A 14286-nucleotide genomic window follows, 5' to 3' on the forward strand; every position below is an offset into this window, starting at 1 on the left:
TTCTCTGCCGTGTGCGAAAAGGCCTGCTTGTCAGGCCTTTTTCGTGGCTGTCAGGGAATCTCGATGCCCTCGTTGAGCAGCATATCGACCAGGCGAATCAGTGGCAGGCCGATCAGGCTGGTGGCGTCTTCGCCTTCGGTACTGCGAAACAGGCTGATGCCCAGGCCTTCGGACTTGAAGCTGCCGGCGCAGTCGAAGGGTTGCTCGCGCTGCAGGTAGCGCAGGATCTGCGCCTCGTCGAGCTGGCGAAAGTGCACGGTGAAGGGCACGCAGTCCACCTGGCAGCGGCCGCTGGCGCTGTCGAGCAGGGCCAGGCCGGTGAGAAAGGTGACGCTGCTGCCGCTGGCGGCGCGCAGTTGCGCCTGGGCGCGCTCCAGGTCGTGCGGTTTGCCGAGAATCTGGCCATCGTCCAGCGCGGCGACCTGATCCGAGCCGATGATCAGGTGATTCGGGTGGCTGGCGGCCAGGGCGCGGGCCTTCTCCTCGGCCAGGCGTTTGACCAGCTCTGTGGCGGTCTCGTCGGGGCGGTGCGTCTCGTCGATACTTGGCGACTGCCAGCTGAAGGGCAGTTGCAGGCGGGCGAGCAGTTCGCGGCGATAGGGCGAGCTGGAGGCGAGTAGCAGCGGCATATGAGGCTCCTATATATAAGGAGGCCATTCTAAAGAGCCGCCAGGTGCCGCGACAGGCCGAATTTCCTTTGACAGGGGCAGGGTGCATCCCTAGAATGCTGCGCCTATGTTGAATGGGCCGATTCCACCTCACGTTGATCCGCGCAAGCTCGCCGACCGCGAAGTTACCCTAGAAGGGCAACTCGAACTGGCCAGCCTGCCGCGTCTCTGCGACCCGCTTGCCGGTACGGCCGGCGTGGTGCAGGCGAAGTTTCACTTCGCGCGTGACGAGCAGAAAACTGTGGTCATCCGCAGCGAGCTCGAGGTTGAGGTCAAAATGGTCTGCCAGCGTTGTCTGGAGCTGGTCGCGCTACCCATCCGCAGCGAATGTGAATACGCCGTGGTTCGGGTTGGAGCGAACACTCAGTCCTTGCCGAAGGGCTACGACGTGCTGGAAGTGGGCGAAGAGCCGCTTGAAATGCTGGGCCTGGTCGAGGATGAATTGCTCCTCGCCCTGCCCATCGTTCCTGCTCACGCCCCAGGTGATTGCCAGCAGCCGGACGGTCTCGACGAGATCGAACCGGGCGAGGACGAGGTATCGCGGTCCAACCCGTTCAGTGTATTGGCGCAGTTAAAGCGTGACCCAAACGTTTAGGAGTTAATCAGTTATGGCTGTTCAGCAGAACAAAAAATCCCGTTCCGCCCGCGACATGCGTCGTTCGCACGACGCCCTCGAGGCCAGCACCCTGTCCGTAGAGAAGAGCACCGGTGAAGTTCACCTGCGCCACCACGTTTCTCCGGAAGGCGTGTACCGCGGTCGCAAGGTGATCGACAAGGGCGCCGACGAGTAATCCTTGTCCGCCTCGATCATCGCGATTGATGCAATGGGTGGGGACTTCGGTCCCCACTGCATTGTTCCGGCCTGCATTGCCGCGCTGGCCGAATTCCCCTCGCTGCACCTGACCCTCGTCGGTCAAGCCCCCCTTATCGAAGAACAGCTCGCCCGCCAGCCCGGCGTCGATCGCGCACGCCTGCAGGTTCATCACGCCGGCGAAGTGATCGCCATGGACGAGCGTCCGGCGCAGGCCTTGCGTGGTAAGCCTGATGCCTCGATGCGCGTGGCGCTGGAGCTGGTGCGTCAGCGCCAGGCCCATGCCTGCGTCAGTGCCGGCAATACTGGGGCGCTGATGGCGCTGTCGCGCTATGTGCTCAAGACCCTGCCGGGCATCGACCGGCCGGCCATGGTCAGCCCGGTGCCCACCGAGCGCGGCTACTGCTACCTGCTGGATCTGGGGGCCAATGTCGATTGCAGTGCCGAGCATCTCTACCAGTTCGCCATCATGGGCGCGGTGGCGGCCGAGACCCTGGGCGTCAGCCGGCCGCGGGTGGCGCTGCTCAACGTCGGCACCGAGGACATCAAGGGCAACCAGCAGGTCAAGCTGGCGGCCAGCCTCCTGCAGCAGGCGCGTGGGCTGAACTTCGTCGGCTATGTCGAGGGCGACGGCCTGTACCGCGGCGAGGCCGATGTGGTGGTGTGCGACGGTTTCGTCGGCAATATCCTGCTCAAGTCCAGCGAGGGCCTGGCGCAACTGATCGCCGGGCGGGTCGAGGCATTGTTCCGCCAGGGCCTGTTCGCCCAGGCCGTGGGGGCGCTGGCCATGCCGTTGCTGCGCCGCCTGAAGGCCGACCTGGCGCCGGCGCAGCACAATGGCGCGAGCTTTCTCGGCCTGCAGGGTATCGTGGTCAAGAGCCATGGCGCAGCGGGGCAGGAGGGTTTCCAGAGCGCGATTCGCTGCGCGCTGCGCGAGGTGCAGGAGAATCTGCCGCAGCGCCTGCACGGTCGCCTCGAGGATCTGTTGCTGTAGGATGTGACCACGGCCGACGGCCTGTCATCCAACTGTCAGTTCGCTGCGCCAGGCTTGCCCTGGCGCTGGTTTTCCGACTCAAGGGACTTATCCATGTCTGCATCCCTCGCATTCGTCTTCCCCGGTCAGGGCTCGCAAGCCCTGGCCATGCTCGCCGAGCACGGTGCCCAGCAGCAGCTGGTGATCGATACCTTCGGTGAAGCCTCCGAAGCGCTCGGCTACGACCTCTGGGCGCTGACCCAGCAGGGCCCGGAAGAGCAACTGAACCAGACCGACAAGACCCAGCCGGCCATCCTCACCGCCTCCATCGCCCTGTGGCGTCTGTGGCAGGCCGAGGGCGGCGCGCAGCCGGCGTTCGTCGCCGGCCACAGCCTGGGCGAGTATTCCGCGCTGGTCGCCGCCGGCAGCCTGGGCTTCGCCGATGCGGTGACGCTGGTGGAGCGCCGCGGCCAACTGATGCAGCAGGCCGTGCCGGCCGGGCAGGGCGGCATGGCCGCGATCCTCGGCCTGGACGATGCCGACGTGCTGGCCGCCTGCGCCGAAGCGGCGCAGGGCGATGTGGTTAGCGCGGTGAACTTCAACGCACCGGGCCAGGTGGTGATCGCCGGCAGCGCGGCTGCCGTCGAGCGTGCCATCGAGGCGTGCAAGGCGCGTGGTGCCAAGCGCGCCATGGCGCTACCGGTCAGCGTGCCGTCGCACTGTGCGCTGATGAAGCCGGCTGCCGAGCGTTTCGCCGAGTCGGTCGAGGCCATCGCCTGGCAGGCACCGCAGATTCCGCTGGTGCAGAACGTCAGCGCCGCCGTGGTGTCCGACCTGGCCACCCTCAAGGCCGACCTGTTGGCGCAGCTGTACAGCCCGGTGCGCTGGGTCGAGTCGATGGTGCGTCTGTCCGAGCAGGGCGTCACCGACCTGGTCGAGTGCGGTCCCGGCAAGGTGCTGGGCGGCCTCAACAAGCGCTGCGTCAAGGGCATCAACACCCACAACCTGGATACCCCGGATGCCTTTGCCGCCGCCCGCGCGGCTCTGGCCTGAGCAAGGAGAACGAACATGAGTCTGCAAGGTAAGGTCGCGCTGGTCACCGGCGCCAGCCGCGGTATCGGCCAGGCGATTGCCCTGGAGCTGGGCCGTCAGGGCGCCATCGTCATCGGCACCGCCACCAGCGCCTCGGGCGCCGAGCGCATCGCCGAAACCCTCAAGGCCAACGGCGTCGAAGGCGCCGGCCTGGTGCTCGACGTGAGCAACGATGAGTCGGTCGCCAGCACCCTGGAACACATCCAGCAACATCTTGGTCAGCCGTTGATCCTGGTCAACAACGCCGGCATCACCCGTGACAACCTGATGCTGCGGATGAAGGACGACGAGTGGTACGACGTGATCAACACCAACCTCAACAGCCTGTATCGCCTGTCCAAGGCAGTACTGCGCGGGATGACCAAGGCGCGTTTCGGCCGCATCATCAACATTGGCTCCGTCGTCGGCGCCATGGGCAATGCCGGGCAGGTCAACTACGCCGCGGCCAAGGCCGGCCTGGAAGGTTTCAGCCGTGCCCTGGCGCGTGAAGTGGGCTCGCGGGCGATCACCGTCAACTCGGTGGCCCCCGGTTTCATCGACACCGACATGACCCGCGAACTGCCGGAAGCCCAGCGCGACGCGCTGCTGACCCAGATTCCGCTGGGCCGTCTGGGCCAGGCCGAGGAGATCGCCAAGGTGGTGGCCTTCCTCGCCTCCGATGGCGCAGCCTACGTCACTGGGGCTACTATCCCCGTGAACGGCGGAATGTATATGAGCTGAATGTGACGAGCGCCTTCAGAAAACTGTCATAGTGGCTGTCTAAAATCCGTTATAAAGCTGCAACAGGTTTATAGACAGATCGTTGAAGTGTTCCTGGGGGCTCCCCGGCATTCAGCTTGAAATGCTAAAAACCCTTTCTATACACTTGGCCGCTACCAGCTAGCTGCCTGGATTTGTCCAATAGGAGTGAAAACAAGGTATGAGCACCATCGAAGAACGCGTCAAGAAAATCGTTGCCGAGCAACTGGGCGTGAAGGAAGAGGAAGTCACCAACAGCGCTTCCTTCGTCGAAGACCTGGGTGCCGACTCCCTTGACACCGTCGAGCTGGTGATGGCTCTCGAAGAGGAATTCGAGACCGAGATCCCGGACGAGCAAGCTGAGAAGATCACCACCGTTCAGGAAGCCATCGACTACGTGACCGCGCACGCGCAATAAGTCACCGTCGCTTCCCGACACGGAAAAGCCGCACTGCCCTCATCAGGCGTGCGGTTTTTCTTTACGTGCAAGGCGCATTCCGGCGCTATCAGGCAGAACAAGAGGAGATTGCTGTGTCGCGTAGACGCGTCGTGGTTACCGGTATGGGCATGTTGTCGCCGCTGGGTAACGATGTGCCGAGCAGCTGGCAGGGCATTTTGGCCGGGCGCAGTGGCATCGGCCTGATCGAGCACATGGACCTGTCCGCCTACTCCACCCGTTTCGGTGGGTCGGTCAAGGGTTTCAACGTCGAGGAGTACCTCTCCGCCAAGGAGGCGCGCAAGCTCGACCTGTTCATTCAGTACGGCCTCGCCGCCAGCTTCCAGGCGATGCGCGATGCCGGTCTGGAAGTCACCGACGCCAACCGTGAGCGCATCGGCGTGGTCATGGGCTCCGGCATCGGCGGCCTGACCAATATCGAGAACAACTGCAGGTCGCTACACGAGCAGGGGCCGCGGCGCATTTCGCCGTTCTTCGTGCCCGGCTCGATCATCAACATGATTTCCGGCTTCCTGTCGATCCACCTGGGTCTGCAGGGCCCCAACTACGCCATCGCCACGGCATGCACCACCGGCACCCACTGCATCGGCATGGCCGCACGCAACATCGCCTATGGCGAGGCCGACGTGATGGTCGCCGGCGGCGCCGAGATGGCCGCCTGCGGCCTGGGCATGGGCGGCTTCGGCGCGGCCCGGGCGCTGTCCACCCGCAACGACGAGCCGACCAAGGCCAGCCGGCCGTGGGACAAGGGCCGCGACGGTTTCGTACTGTCCGACGGCGCCGGCGCCCTGGTGCTGGAAGAGCTGGAACACGCCAAGGCGCGTGGCGCCACCATCTACGCCGAGCTGATCGGCTTCGGCATGAGCGGCGACGCCTTCCACATGACCTCGCCGCCCGAGGATGGCGCCGGTGCCGCGCGTTGCATGGCCGCCGCCCTGCGCGATGCCGGCATCAACGCCGACCAGGTGCAGTACATCAACGCCCACGGCACTTCGACTCCGGCCGGCGACATCGCCGAGGCTGCGGCGGTGAAGAGCGTGTTCGGCGAGCACGCCTATAAGCTGTCGGTCAGCTCGACCAAGTCGATGACCGGCCACCTGCTCGGCGCGGCCGGTGCGGTGGAGGCGATCTTCAGCGTGCTGGCGATCCGCGACCAGGTGGCGCCGCCGACCATCAACCTGGACGAGCCGGACGAAGGCTGCGACCTGGACTTCGTCGCGCACCAGGCCAAGGCCATGCCGATCGAGGTGGCGCTGTCCAACTCCTTCGGTTTCGGCGGCACCAACGGTTCGCTGCTGTTCCGTCGGTACCACGGCTGATGCCGGGCTGGGTCAACGGCGCGCCCGGCGAACAGTTGTCGGTGCGTGACCGTGGCCTGGCTTACGGCGATGGTCTGTTCGAGACCATCGCCGTGCGTGGCGGGCGCATCCCGCTGCTGGCGCGGCACCTGGCGCGCCTGGCCGAGGGCTGTCGGCGCCTGGCCATTCCCCTCGACCTCGCGCTGATGGACAGCGAGCTGCAGGCCTTCGCCGGGCAGCTCGGCGAGGGCGTGGCCAAGCTGATCGTTACCCGCGGCGAGGGTCAGCGTGGCTATGCGCCACCGCAGCCCTGTCAGCCGCTGCGTATCCTGCAGGCTGCGCCGCTGCCGCAGTATCCCGTCGCGCATGCCGAGCAGGGCGTGCGCCTGTTTCCCTGCGTCACCCGTCTGGCCGAGCAGCCGCTGCTGGCCGGGCTCAAGCACCTCAATCGCCTGGAACAGGTGTTGGCTCGCGCCGAATGGCAGGATGCCGAGCACGCCGAAGGCTTGATGTGCGATGCCAGCGGGCGGGTGATCGAAGGGGTCTACAGCAACCTGTTTCTGCTGCGCGGCGGTGCTCTGCTGACCGCCGACCTGTCGCGCTGCGGCGTCGCCGGGGTGATGCGCGCCGAATTGCTGGAGCAGGCGAGGGCGCTCGGGGTGCCGGTGGAAGTACGCGACATCGGCCATGACGAACTGCTGGCGGCGGACGAAGTCTTTCTCTGCAACAGCCTCTACGGCGTCTGGCCGGTACGGGCCCTGCAGGCGCAGCACTGGCCGGTCGGGCCGCTCACCCGTAAACTGCAGACCATCGTCCGCGACTTACTGGATATCTGATTAGTGCTACGCAAGATCTTGGTGCTGCTCGAGTGCGGCGTGCTGCTGGCTGCGCTGCTGGTGGTCGGGGCCGCCTGGCAACAGCAGAAGGCGCTGGAGCAGCCCCTGCAACTGAGCGAGGAAATGCTGCTGGAGGTGCCGTCCGGCGCCACTCCCAGTGGCCTGCTCAATCGTCTGCAAAGCGAGGGCGTGATCGACGACGCCTTCTGGCTGCGCCTGTACTGGCGTTTCAATCTGCGCGCTCCGGCCCTGCACAGCGGCGAATATCGCCTGCTGCCCGGGCAGAGCGCCAAGGACATGCTCGGCCTGTGGCAGCGCGGCGAGGTGATGCAGTACAGCCTGACCCTGGTCGAGGGCTGGAACTTCCGCCAGGTGCGCACCGCCCTGGCGCGCCAGGAGCGTCTCGAACAACGCCTGGCCGAGCTTAGCGACGCCGAGCTGATGGCGCGCCTGGGGCTGGCCGGGCAGAACCCGGAAGGGCGCTTCTTTCCCGATACCTACCGCTACGTGCGCGGCATGAGCGACGAGGACCTGCTCAAGCAGGCCAATGCCCGCCTCGAGGCGGTGCTGGCCGAGGAGTGGGACAAGCGCGCCGAGGGCCTGCCCTATCGCGAGCCCTACGACGCGCTGATCATGGCCTCGCTGATCGAGAAGGAAACCGGCGTGCCGGAAGAGCGCGGCGAGATCGCCGGCGTCTTCGTCCGCCGCCTGCGTATCGGCATGCGCCTGCAGACCGACCCGACCGTCATCTACGGCATGGGCGAGCGCTACAACGGGCGCATCACCCGTGCCGACCTGCGCACGCCGACGCCCTACAACACCTACACCATCGACGGCATGCCGCCGACGCCGATTGCCATGGTCGGCCGCGAAGCCATCCATGCTGCGCTCAATCCGCTCGATGGCAAGTCGCTGTACTTCGTGGCCAAGGGCGACGGCAGCCACGTGTTCTCCAATACCCTGGCCGAGCACAACCGCGCGGTGCGCGAGTACCAGCTCAAGCGCCGTGCCGACTATCGCTCCAGCCCCGCACCGCGTGCGGCCGACACTCAATAAGGGCAACCCGTGACCGGTCTGTTTATCACCCTGGAAGGCCCGGAAGGCGCCGGCAAGAGCACCAACCGCGACTACCTCGCCGAGCGCTTGCGCGAGCGCGGCGTCGACGTGCTGCTGACCCGCGAGCCGGGCGGCACGCCGCTGGCCGAGCGCATCCGCGAACTGCTGCTGGCACCCAGCGACGAGCCCATGGCCAGCGATACCGAGCTGCTGCTGGTGTTCGCCGCGCGCGCCCAGCACCTGCAGCAGGTCATCCGCCCGGCGCTGGCGCGCGGCGCCGTGGTGCTGTGCGACCGTTTCACCGATGCCACCTACGCCTACCAGGGCGGCGGCCGCGGCTTGTCCGGCGAGCGCATCGCCCTGCTGGAGAACTTCGTCCAGGGCGAGCTGCGCCCCGATCTGACCCTGATCTTCGACCTGCCGGTGGAGGTGGGCCTGGCCCGCGCCGCCGCCCGTGGCCGGCTGGATCGTTTCGAGCAGGAAGGCCGCGGCTTCTTCGAGGCGGTGCGCCAGGCCTATCTGCAGCGCGCGGCGCAGGCCCCACAGCGCTACCGCGTGCTGGATGCCGGACAGACCCTGGCCCAGGTGCAGGCCGATCTCGACGCCCTGCTGCCGAGCCTGCTGGAGATCTGCCGTGGCTGACGCCTATCCCTGGCAGCAAAGCCTCTGGCAGCACCTCGCCGGCCGCAGCCAGCATGCCCACGCCTACCTGCTGCACGGCCCTGCCGGGATCGGCAAGCGCGCCCTGGCCGAACGCCTGATGGCGCGACTGCTGTGCCAGAGCCCGAACGGCCTGGACGCCTGCGGCCAGTGCAAGTCCTGCCACCTGCTGGCGGCCGGCACCCACCCGGACAACTACGTGCTGGAGCCGGAAGAGGCGGACAAGCCGATCAAGGTCGATCAGGTGCGCGAGCTGGTCGACTTCGTGGTGCAGACCGCCCAGCTCGGCGGGCGCAAGGTGGTGCTGCTGGAGCCGGCCGAAGCGATGAACCTCAACGCCGCCAATGCCCTGCTGAAAAGCCTGGAGGAGCCCTCCGGCGCCACCGTGCTGCTGCTGATCAGCCACCAGCCCAGCCGTCTGTTGCCGACCATCAAGAGCCGCTGCGTGCAGCAGGCTTGCCCGCTGCCGAGCGAGGCGCTGAGCCTGGCCTGGCTGGCCCAGGCGCTGCCCGAGTCGAGCGAGGAGGAGCGCGCCGAGCTGCTGACCCTGGCCGCCGGTTCGCCGCTGGCGGCGCTGCGTCTGCAGGGGCAGGGCGTGCGCGAACAGCGCGCGCAGGCGGTGGAAGGGGTGAAGAAGCTGCTCAAGCAGCAGATCGCCCCCAGCCAGCTGGCGGAAAGCTGGAATGCGCTGCCGCTGAACCTGCTGTTCGACTGGTTCTGCGACTGGGCGCAGCTGATGCTGCGCTACCAGCTGACCCGCGACGAGGCCGGCCTGGGCCAGGCCGACATGCGCAAGGTGGTGCAATACCTGGCCGAGAAAACCCCCCAGGCCAAGGTGCTGGCGATCCAGGAGTGGCTGCTGGCGCAGCGGCAGAAGGTGATCGGCAAGGCCAACCTCAACCGTGTCTTGCTTCTCGAAGCCCTACTGGTGCAGTGGGCAAGCTTGCCCGGACCGGGCTAGAATCGGGCATTACGCAATAGACGCCAGGAATACCTGATGAGCTTGCCACCCAATCTGGGCCCCCGTAACGGCATTTTGTCCCTGACCATCAAGGACAAGTCCGTGCTCTACGCGGCCTACATGCCCTTCATCAAGAACGGCGGACTCTTCATCCCCACCAATAAGAGCTACAAGCTCGGCGACGAAGTGTTCATGCTGCTCAACCTGATGGACGAGCCGGAGAAGATCCCGGTGGCCGGCAAGGTGGTGTGGATTACTCCCAAGGGCGCCCAGGGCAACCGCGCCGCCGGCGTCGGCGTGCAGTTCAACGATGGCGACAACACCGCCCGCAACAAGATCGAGACCTACCTGGCCGGCGCGCTGAAGTCCGATCGTCCGACCCATACCATGTAACGGCAGCCGCAGCATGGGCTGAGCGCAGCGCACCCGTCGATGTCTGGATGATGGGTATCGGCGCTACGCTGCTCAACCCATCCTGCGCTCCCAAGCCCCTTCCACGCGCCCAGCCTTCCGCCGCTTTCGATTACAATTCGGGCCTTTCCCTTGCCCGAGTTCCCCGCTGTGCTGATCGATTCCCACTGCCACCTCGACCGTCTCGACCTGGCCGCCCACGGCGGTTCGCTGGATGCTGCCCTGGATGCGGCGCGCGCGGCGGGCGTCGGGCATTTCCTGTGCATCGGCGTCAGCGCCGACAACGCCGCCACGGTCAAGGGGCTGGCCGAGCGCTATGCCGATGTCGACTGCTCGGTGGGCGTGCATCCGCTGGATCTGGAGCCGGGCGCCGCGCCGGCACTGGACTGGCTGCTGGCCGAGCTGGCCCATCCCAAGGTGGTGGCCATCGGCGAAACCGGCCTGGACTACCACTACGAACCCGAATCCGCCGCGCTGCAGCAGGCCTCCTTCCGCCTGCACCTGGAGGCGGCGCGCATCACCGGCAAGCCGGTGATAGTGCATACCCGCGAAGCCCGCGCCGACACCCTGGCGCTGCTGCGCGAGGCGGCGCTGCCGCAGGCCGGCGTGCTGCACTGCTTCACCGAGGACTGGGAGATGGCCAAGGCGGCGCTGGATATCGGCTTCTATATCTCGCTGTCCGGCATCGTCACCTTCCGCAATGCCGAGGCGCTGCGCGAGGTGGCGCGCCAGGTGCCGGCCGACCGCCTGCTGGTGGAGACCGACTCGCCCTACCTGGCGCCGGTGCCGCATCGCGGCAAGCCCAACCTGCCGCAATACGTGCGCGAGGTGGCTGAATACCTGGCCGTGCTGCGCGGCGTGAGCTTCGAGGTCCTGGCCGAGCAGACCTCGGCCAACTTCAAGCGCCTGTTCCCGCTGGCCGGCGTGTAACCCGGAGGCAATCCGCGGCTGCAAGATTCCCGGGTTGCACCCGGACCAGGCTTGCGCAGAGCCGCCGGGCGGCGTAGCGCGTCAACCGCGAAGGCCGATACCGGCTTCGCGGCTGAAGCCGCTGCCACGCTTATGAATCAGGGTGAATTTTCATCGGCCAAAAAAAACCCGGGTTCTGGGGGATGAATCCGGGTCAAGACCATTAGGAGTAAATCAAGGTACGCGGTCCACGGTACCTTGGCTGGCGGGGCACTTGGGGGGAGATGCCGCGCACCAGTAATCTCCAGTATTGGCCAGGATTGCCGCGCGTCCAGGCGAAATCGTGCGTTTTTTAAACAGATTTGGAATACCGCGGCGGCTGCTGAGTTCTCAGCCTCTTGCCAGCTGGCCCAGCAGCCCCAGGGTTTCCTCGATCACCTGGGCGCTGGTGTAGAAATGCGGCGAAAAGCGCACGCCCGGTCCACGTTGTGCGCAGATCACCCCGGCGTCGCGCAGGCGCTGGTGCAGCGCCTGGTTGTCGTGTCCGGCCAGGCTGAAGGTGAGGATGCCGGCGCGCCGTTCGACCTCGACCGGGCTGTGCAGCGTCGCACCGGGCAGGGCCTGGATGCCGTCGAGCAGCCACTGCACGCGTTCGGCGAGCAGTGCGCCGACCCGCTGCATGCCGACCTCTTCCAGCAGCGACAGGCTGGCCTCCAGGGCGAAGGCGCCGAGCATGTTCGGGCTGCCGCACTCGAAGCGCCGCGCGCTGCGCGCCGGCTGCCAGTCCTGGCGGTTGTAGTCGCCGGCGTGTTCCAGCATGTGCCAGCCGTATTCGTGCAGCTTGAGTTGATCGCGCAGCTCGCTGCGGCAATAGAACAGCCCCAGGCCCTCCGGCCCCAGCAGCCACTTGTGGCCGTCGGCCATGGCGAAGTCGCAGGCGCAGGCCTGCACGTCGAAGGGCAGGGCGCCGAGCTGCTGGATGGCGTCCACGCAAAACAGCACGCTGCGCGCGCGACAGCCCTGGCCGAGGCGCGGCAGGTCCAGGCGCAGGCCGCTGGCATACTGCACCGCGCTGATCGACAGCAGTCGGGTTCGCGGCCCGATGGCCTGGAGCAGGGCGGCCTCGGCATCGACGCCGCGCAGGCTGACCTCGATCACCTCCACTCCCAGCGGCGCCAGGGTCAGCCAGACCACGCGGTTGGAGGGGAATTCCTCGTCGCTGATGATCACCTGGTCGCCCGGGCGCCAGTCGAGGCCGAAGGCGACGAAGGACAGGGCCTCGGAGGTGTTCTTGACCAGTGCGATATCGCCGGTGCTCGGTGCATTCAGCAGACGCACTGATCGTTCGCGTAGGCTACGCTCTAGTTTCAGCCAGTCCGGATAATCACGCGCGCCGCTGCTCACGTTCGCTTCGGCGAAGCGCCGAACCGCTTCGGCACTGCGTTTCGGCCAGGGCGCCACCGCCGCGTGGTTCAGATAACGCAGTCCACTTTCTTGGGGAAACTCATCGTGAAACACGTACATGGTCGGATGATCCGTGCAATTTGGCCACATTTAGGCATAATACGCGGCTTCGATTTTTGACCCCACAGTCCCTTTATGCAGAAAGAACCCCGTAAGGTCCGCGAATTCCGTCGCCGCGAGCAGGAGATTCTCGACACAGCGCTGAAACTCTTCCTCGAACAGGGCGAAGACAGCGTCACCGTCGAGATGATCGCCGATGCGGTCGGTATCGGCAAAGGCACCATCTACAAGCACTTCAAGTCCAAGGCGGAGATCTATCTGCGCCTGATGCTCGACTACGAGCGCGATCTCAACGCCCTGCTGCATTCGGCCGACGTGGATCGCGACAAGGAAGCGCTGTCGCGTGCCTACTTCGAGTTCCGCATGCGCGACCCGCAGCGCTATCGCCTGTTCGACCGCCTGGAAGAGAAGGTGGTCAAGGGCAACCAGGTGCCGGAGATGGTCGAGCAGCTGCACAAGATCCGCGCCTCCAACTTCGAACGCCTGACCCAGCTGATCAAGGGCCGCATCGCCGAAGGCAAGCTGGAAGACGTGCCGCCGTACTTCCACTACTGCGCCGCCTGGGCGCTGGTGCATGGCGCCGTGGCGCTGTACCACTCGCCGTTCTGGAGCAACGTGCTGGAGGATCAGGAAGGCTTCTTCCAGTTCCTCATGGATATCGGCGTGCGCATGGGCAATAAGCGCAAACGCGACTAACCCTTCCCCGCCGCGACCCCGGTCGCGGCCGATGCCCGGGGCGACCACTGTCCATAGTGAACGCGACTCGGCTCATTCAGCCGCTGGATGACCCATGTGCCGCGGCCGGTTACGGCGATATACTCCGGCCTATTCCCCCTCGGAGTCCGCCATGATCGTCGACCGTCAGGGCAGGCGCTTTCGCAACCTGCGCATCAGCTTGACCGCCGCCTGCAACTACGCCTGCACCTACTGCGTGCCGGACGGCAAGCGCCTGGTGGCGGCGCAGGACGAACTCTCCGCCGACGCCATGGCCCGCGGCGTCGCCTACCTGATCGAAGCCGCCGGCATCGAACGCCTGCGCATCACTGGCGGCGAGCCGCTGGTCAGTCCGCGCCTGGAACCCTTCCTGCGCCAGGTCAGCCAGCTCGGCCTCGACGACATCAGCCTGACCAGCAACGGCCAGCTGCTCGAACGCAAGCTGCCGCTGCTGCTGGAATGCGGCATTCGCCGCCTGAACATTTCCCTGGATACCCTCGACGCCGAGGCCTTCGCCCGCATCGCCCGTGGCGGCGACCTGGCCACCGTGCTGGCCGGCCTGGAGGCGGCGCGCGCCGCCGGGATGAAGATCAAGCTCAACATGGTGCCGCTGCGCGGGCAGAACCTCGACCAGGTGCTGCCGCTGCTGGATTACTGCCTGGAGCGCGGCTTCGAGCTGCGTTTCATCGAGCTGATGCGCATGGGCCACCTGGCCCGCCACCCCAACGCCTTCAACCAGCAGTTCGTCGGCCTGCCCGAGCTGCTGGAACTGATCGGCAGCCGTCACGATTACGTCCAGGCCGACGCCCCGGTCGATGCCACCGCGCTGCGCTACGCCATCCCCGGTGCCGGCCATTTCGGCGTGATCGCCAACGAGAGCGTGCCGTTCTGCCGCACCTGCTCGCGCCTGCGCCTGTCGTCGACCGGCTGGCTGCACGGCTGCCTGTCGTCGAGCAACCGCCACTACGTCGGCGACCTGCTGGACAAGCCGCGCCACCAGGCCCTGCCGGCGCTGCAGCGGCTGCTGGTCAAGGCCCTCGGCGACAAGCAGGAGCTGGCCTTCTCCGGCGGCGTGACGGTGATGAAGATCATCGGCGGCTGACCCTCGCGGCTTGGCAGGTCGGCCTGGGCGGCGCTGCGCTTTGCCCGGGTCTGGCATCGCTGGTGGGCTGAAGCCC

At 66.5% G+C, this 14286-nt stretch carries 17 protein-coding genes; 15 read left to right on the forward strand and 2 right to left on the reverse strand.

Annotation, left to right across the window (positions count from 1 at the left end; all coding sequences use genetic code 11):
* Positions 1-50 precede the first annotated feature (50 nt).
* Complete coding sequence (locus ACW9UL_RS08610; RefSeq protein WP_021443199.1) at positions 51-629, reverse strand: Maf family protein; 579 nt, start codon at positions 627-629, stop codon at positions 51-53.
* Between the two features lie 106 nt (positions 630-735).
* Here ACW9UL_RS08610 and ACW9UL_RS08615 point away from each other — a divergent pair, with 106 nt between their 5' ends.
* From ACW9UL_RS08615 to ACW9UL_RS08675, 13 genes are all read left to right on the forward strand, one after another.
* Positions 736-1263 (forward strand): YceD family protein, encoded by a 528-nt coding sequence (locus tag ACW9UL_RS08615; RefSeq protein ID WP_397497464.1) that lies wholly within the window; start codon positions 736-738, stop codon positions 1261-1263.
* A gap of 13 nt (positions 1264-1276) precedes the next feature.
* On the forward strand, positions 1277-1459 hold the full coding sequence (gene rpmF, locus ACW9UL_RS08620; RefSeq protein WP_003245185.1) for a 50S ribosomal protein L32: 183 nt from the start codon (positions 1277-1279) through the stop codon (positions 1457-1459).
* A 3-nt stretch (positions 1460-1462) separates the two neighbouring features.
* On the forward strand, positions 1463-2473 hold the full coding sequence (gene plsX, locus ACW9UL_RS08625) for a phosphate acyltransferase PlsX (protein WP_457790153.1): 1011 nt from the start codon (positions 1463-1465) through the stop codon (positions 2471-2473).
* A gap of 93 nt (positions 2474-2566) precedes the next feature.
* Positions 2567-3505, forward strand: coding sequence for an ACP S-malonyltransferase (gene fabD, locus ACW9UL_RS08630; protein WP_457790155.1), 939 nt, complete (start codon positions 2567-2569; stop codon positions 3503-3505).
* Between the two features lie 15 nt (positions 3506-3520).
* Positions 3521-4264, forward strand: coding sequence for a 3-oxoacyl-ACP reductase FabG (gene fabG, locus ACW9UL_RS08635; RefSeq protein WP_021445437.1), 744 nt, complete (start codon positions 3521-3523; stop codon positions 4262-4264).
* A gap of 199 nt (positions 4265-4463) precedes the next feature.
* Positions 4464-4700: an acyl carrier protein gene (gene acpP / locus ACW9UL_RS08640; protein WP_003245177.1), complete on the forward strand. Its 237-nt coding sequence runs from the start codon at positions 4464-4466 to the stop codon at positions 4698-4700.
* Between the two features lie 113 nt (positions 4701-4813).
* Positions 4814-6058 carry a beta-ketoacyl-ACP synthase II gene (gene fabF, locus ACW9UL_RS08645; protein WP_031303625.1) on the forward strand — a complete coding sequence of 415 codons (1245 nt, stop codon included), beginning with the start codon at positions 4814-4816 and terminating at the stop codon, positions 6056-6058.
* Positions 6058-6873, forward strand: a complete 816-nt coding sequence (gene pabC, locus ACW9UL_RS08650) for an aminodeoxychorismate lyase (protein ID WP_457790158.1) — start codon at positions 6058-6060, stop codon at positions 6871-6873. Before fabF ends, pabC begins: the two co-directional genes overlap by 1 nt.
* A 3-nt stretch (positions 6874-6876) precedes the next feature.
* A complete protein-coding gene (mltG, locus tag ACW9UL_RS08655) occupies positions 6877-7929 on the forward strand; it encodes an endolytic transglycosylase MltG (protein WP_457790160.1) in 1053 nt (350 codons plus the stop codon).
* Positions 7930-7938: 9 nt separating this feature from the next.
* Positions 7939-8571 (forward strand): dTMP kinase, encoded by a 633-nt coding sequence (gene tmk, locus ACW9UL_RS08660; protein WP_457790162.1) that lies wholly within the window; start codon positions 7939-7941, stop codon positions 8569-8571.
* Positions 8564-9550, forward strand: coding sequence for a DNA polymerase III subunit delta' (locus tag ACW9UL_RS08665; protein WP_021445432.1), 987 nt, complete (start codon positions 8564-8566; stop codon positions 9548-9550). The genes tmk and ACW9UL_RS08665 overlap by 8 nt, the downstream gene beginning before the upstream one ends.
* A 36-nt stretch (positions 9551-9586) precedes the next feature.
* Positions 9587-9943 carry a PilZ domain-containing protein gene (locus tag ACW9UL_RS08670; protein WP_003245164.1) on the forward strand — a complete coding sequence of 119 codons (357 nt, stop codon included), beginning with the start codon at positions 9587-9589 and terminating at the stop codon, positions 9941-9943.
* Between the two features lie 168 nt (positions 9944-10111).
* Positions 10112-10891, forward strand: a complete 780-nt coding sequence (locus tag ACW9UL_RS08675) for a TatD family hydrolase (protein WP_122107222.1) — start codon at positions 10112-10114, stop codon at positions 10889-10891.
* Between the two features lie 369 nt (positions 10892-11260).
* Here the strand turns inward: ACW9UL_RS08675 and ACW9UL_RS08680 are convergent, their stop codons facing one another.
* Positions 11261-12394: an aminotransferase class V-fold PLP-dependent enzyme gene (locus ACW9UL_RS08680; RefSeq protein WP_457790165.1), complete on the reverse strand. Its 1134-nt coding sequence runs from the start codon at positions 12392-12394 to the stop codon at positions 11261-11263.
* A gap of 75 nt (positions 12395-12469) precedes the next feature.
* On the opposite strand from ACW9UL_RS08680, the gene ACW9UL_RS08685 reads away from it, so the two are divergent.
* Together ACW9UL_RS08685 and ACW9UL_RS08690 are read left to right on the forward strand one after the other, a co-directional pair.
* Complete coding sequence (locus tag ACW9UL_RS08685) at positions 12470-13090, forward strand: TetR/AcrR family transcriptional regulator (RefSeq protein WP_021445429.1); 621 nt, start codon at positions 12470-12472, stop codon at positions 13088-13090.
* A gap of 151 nt (positions 13091-13241) precedes the next feature.
* Entirely contained in the window at positions 13242-14210 is a 969-nt protein-coding gene (locus tag ACW9UL_RS08690) for a GTP 3',8-cyclase MoaA (RefSeq protein WP_457790167.1), read from the forward strand.
* The last annotated feature ends 76 nt before the right edge of the window (positions 14211-14286 follow it).

Source organism: Pseudomonas sp. PL-6, from assembly GCF_054110165.1.

What these genes read in the sequence shown, in the direction of transcription:
- ACW9UL_RS08610 (WP_021443199.1), bottom strand. Translation starts at nt 629, where the DNA reads ATGCCGCTGCTACTCGCCTCCAGCTCGCCCTATCGCCGCGAACTGCTC.
- ACW9UL_RS08615 (WP_397497464.1), top strand. Translation starts at nt 736, where the DNA reads ATGTTGAATGGGCCGATTCCACCTCACGTTGATCCGCGCAAGCTCGCC.
- rpmF (WP_003245185.1), top strand. Translation starts at nt 1,277, where the DNA reads ATGGCTGTTCAGCAGAACAAAAAATCCCGTTCCGCCCGCGACATGCGT.
- fabD (WP_457790155.1), top strand. Translation starts at nt 2,567, where the DNA reads ATGTCTGCATCCCTCGCATTCGTCTTCCCCGGTCAGGGCTCGCAAGCC.
- fabG (WP_021445437.1), top strand. Translation starts at nt 3,521, where the DNA reads ATGAGTCTGCAAGGTAAGGTCGCGCTGGTCACCGGCGCCAGCCGCGGT.
- acpP (WP_003245177.1), top strand. Translation starts at nt 4,464, where the DNA reads ATGAGCACCATCGAAGAACGCGTCAAGAAAATCGTTGCCGAGCAACTG.
- pabC (WP_457790158.1), top strand. Translation starts at nt 6,058, where the DNA reads ATGCCGGGCTGGGTCAACGGCGCGCCCGGCGAACAGTTGTCGGTGCGT.
- ACW9UL_RS08670 (WP_003245164.1), top strand. Translation starts at nt 9,587, where the DNA reads ATGAGCTTGCCACCCAATCTGGGCCCCCGTAACGGCATTTTGTCCCTG.
- ACW9UL_RS08680 (WP_457790165.1), bottom strand. Translation starts at nt 12,394, where the DNA reads ATGTACGTGTTTCACGATGAGTTTCCCCAAGAAAGTGGACTGCGTTAT.
- ACW9UL_RS08685 (WP_021445429.1), top strand. Translation starts at nt 12,470, where the DNA reads ATGCAGAAAGAACCCCGTAAGGTCCGCGAATTCCGTCGCCGCGAGCAG.
- ACW9UL_RS08690 (WP_457790167.1), top strand. Translation starts at nt 13,242, where the DNA reads ATGATCGTCGACCGTCAGGGCAGGCGCTTTCGCAACCTGCGCATCAGC.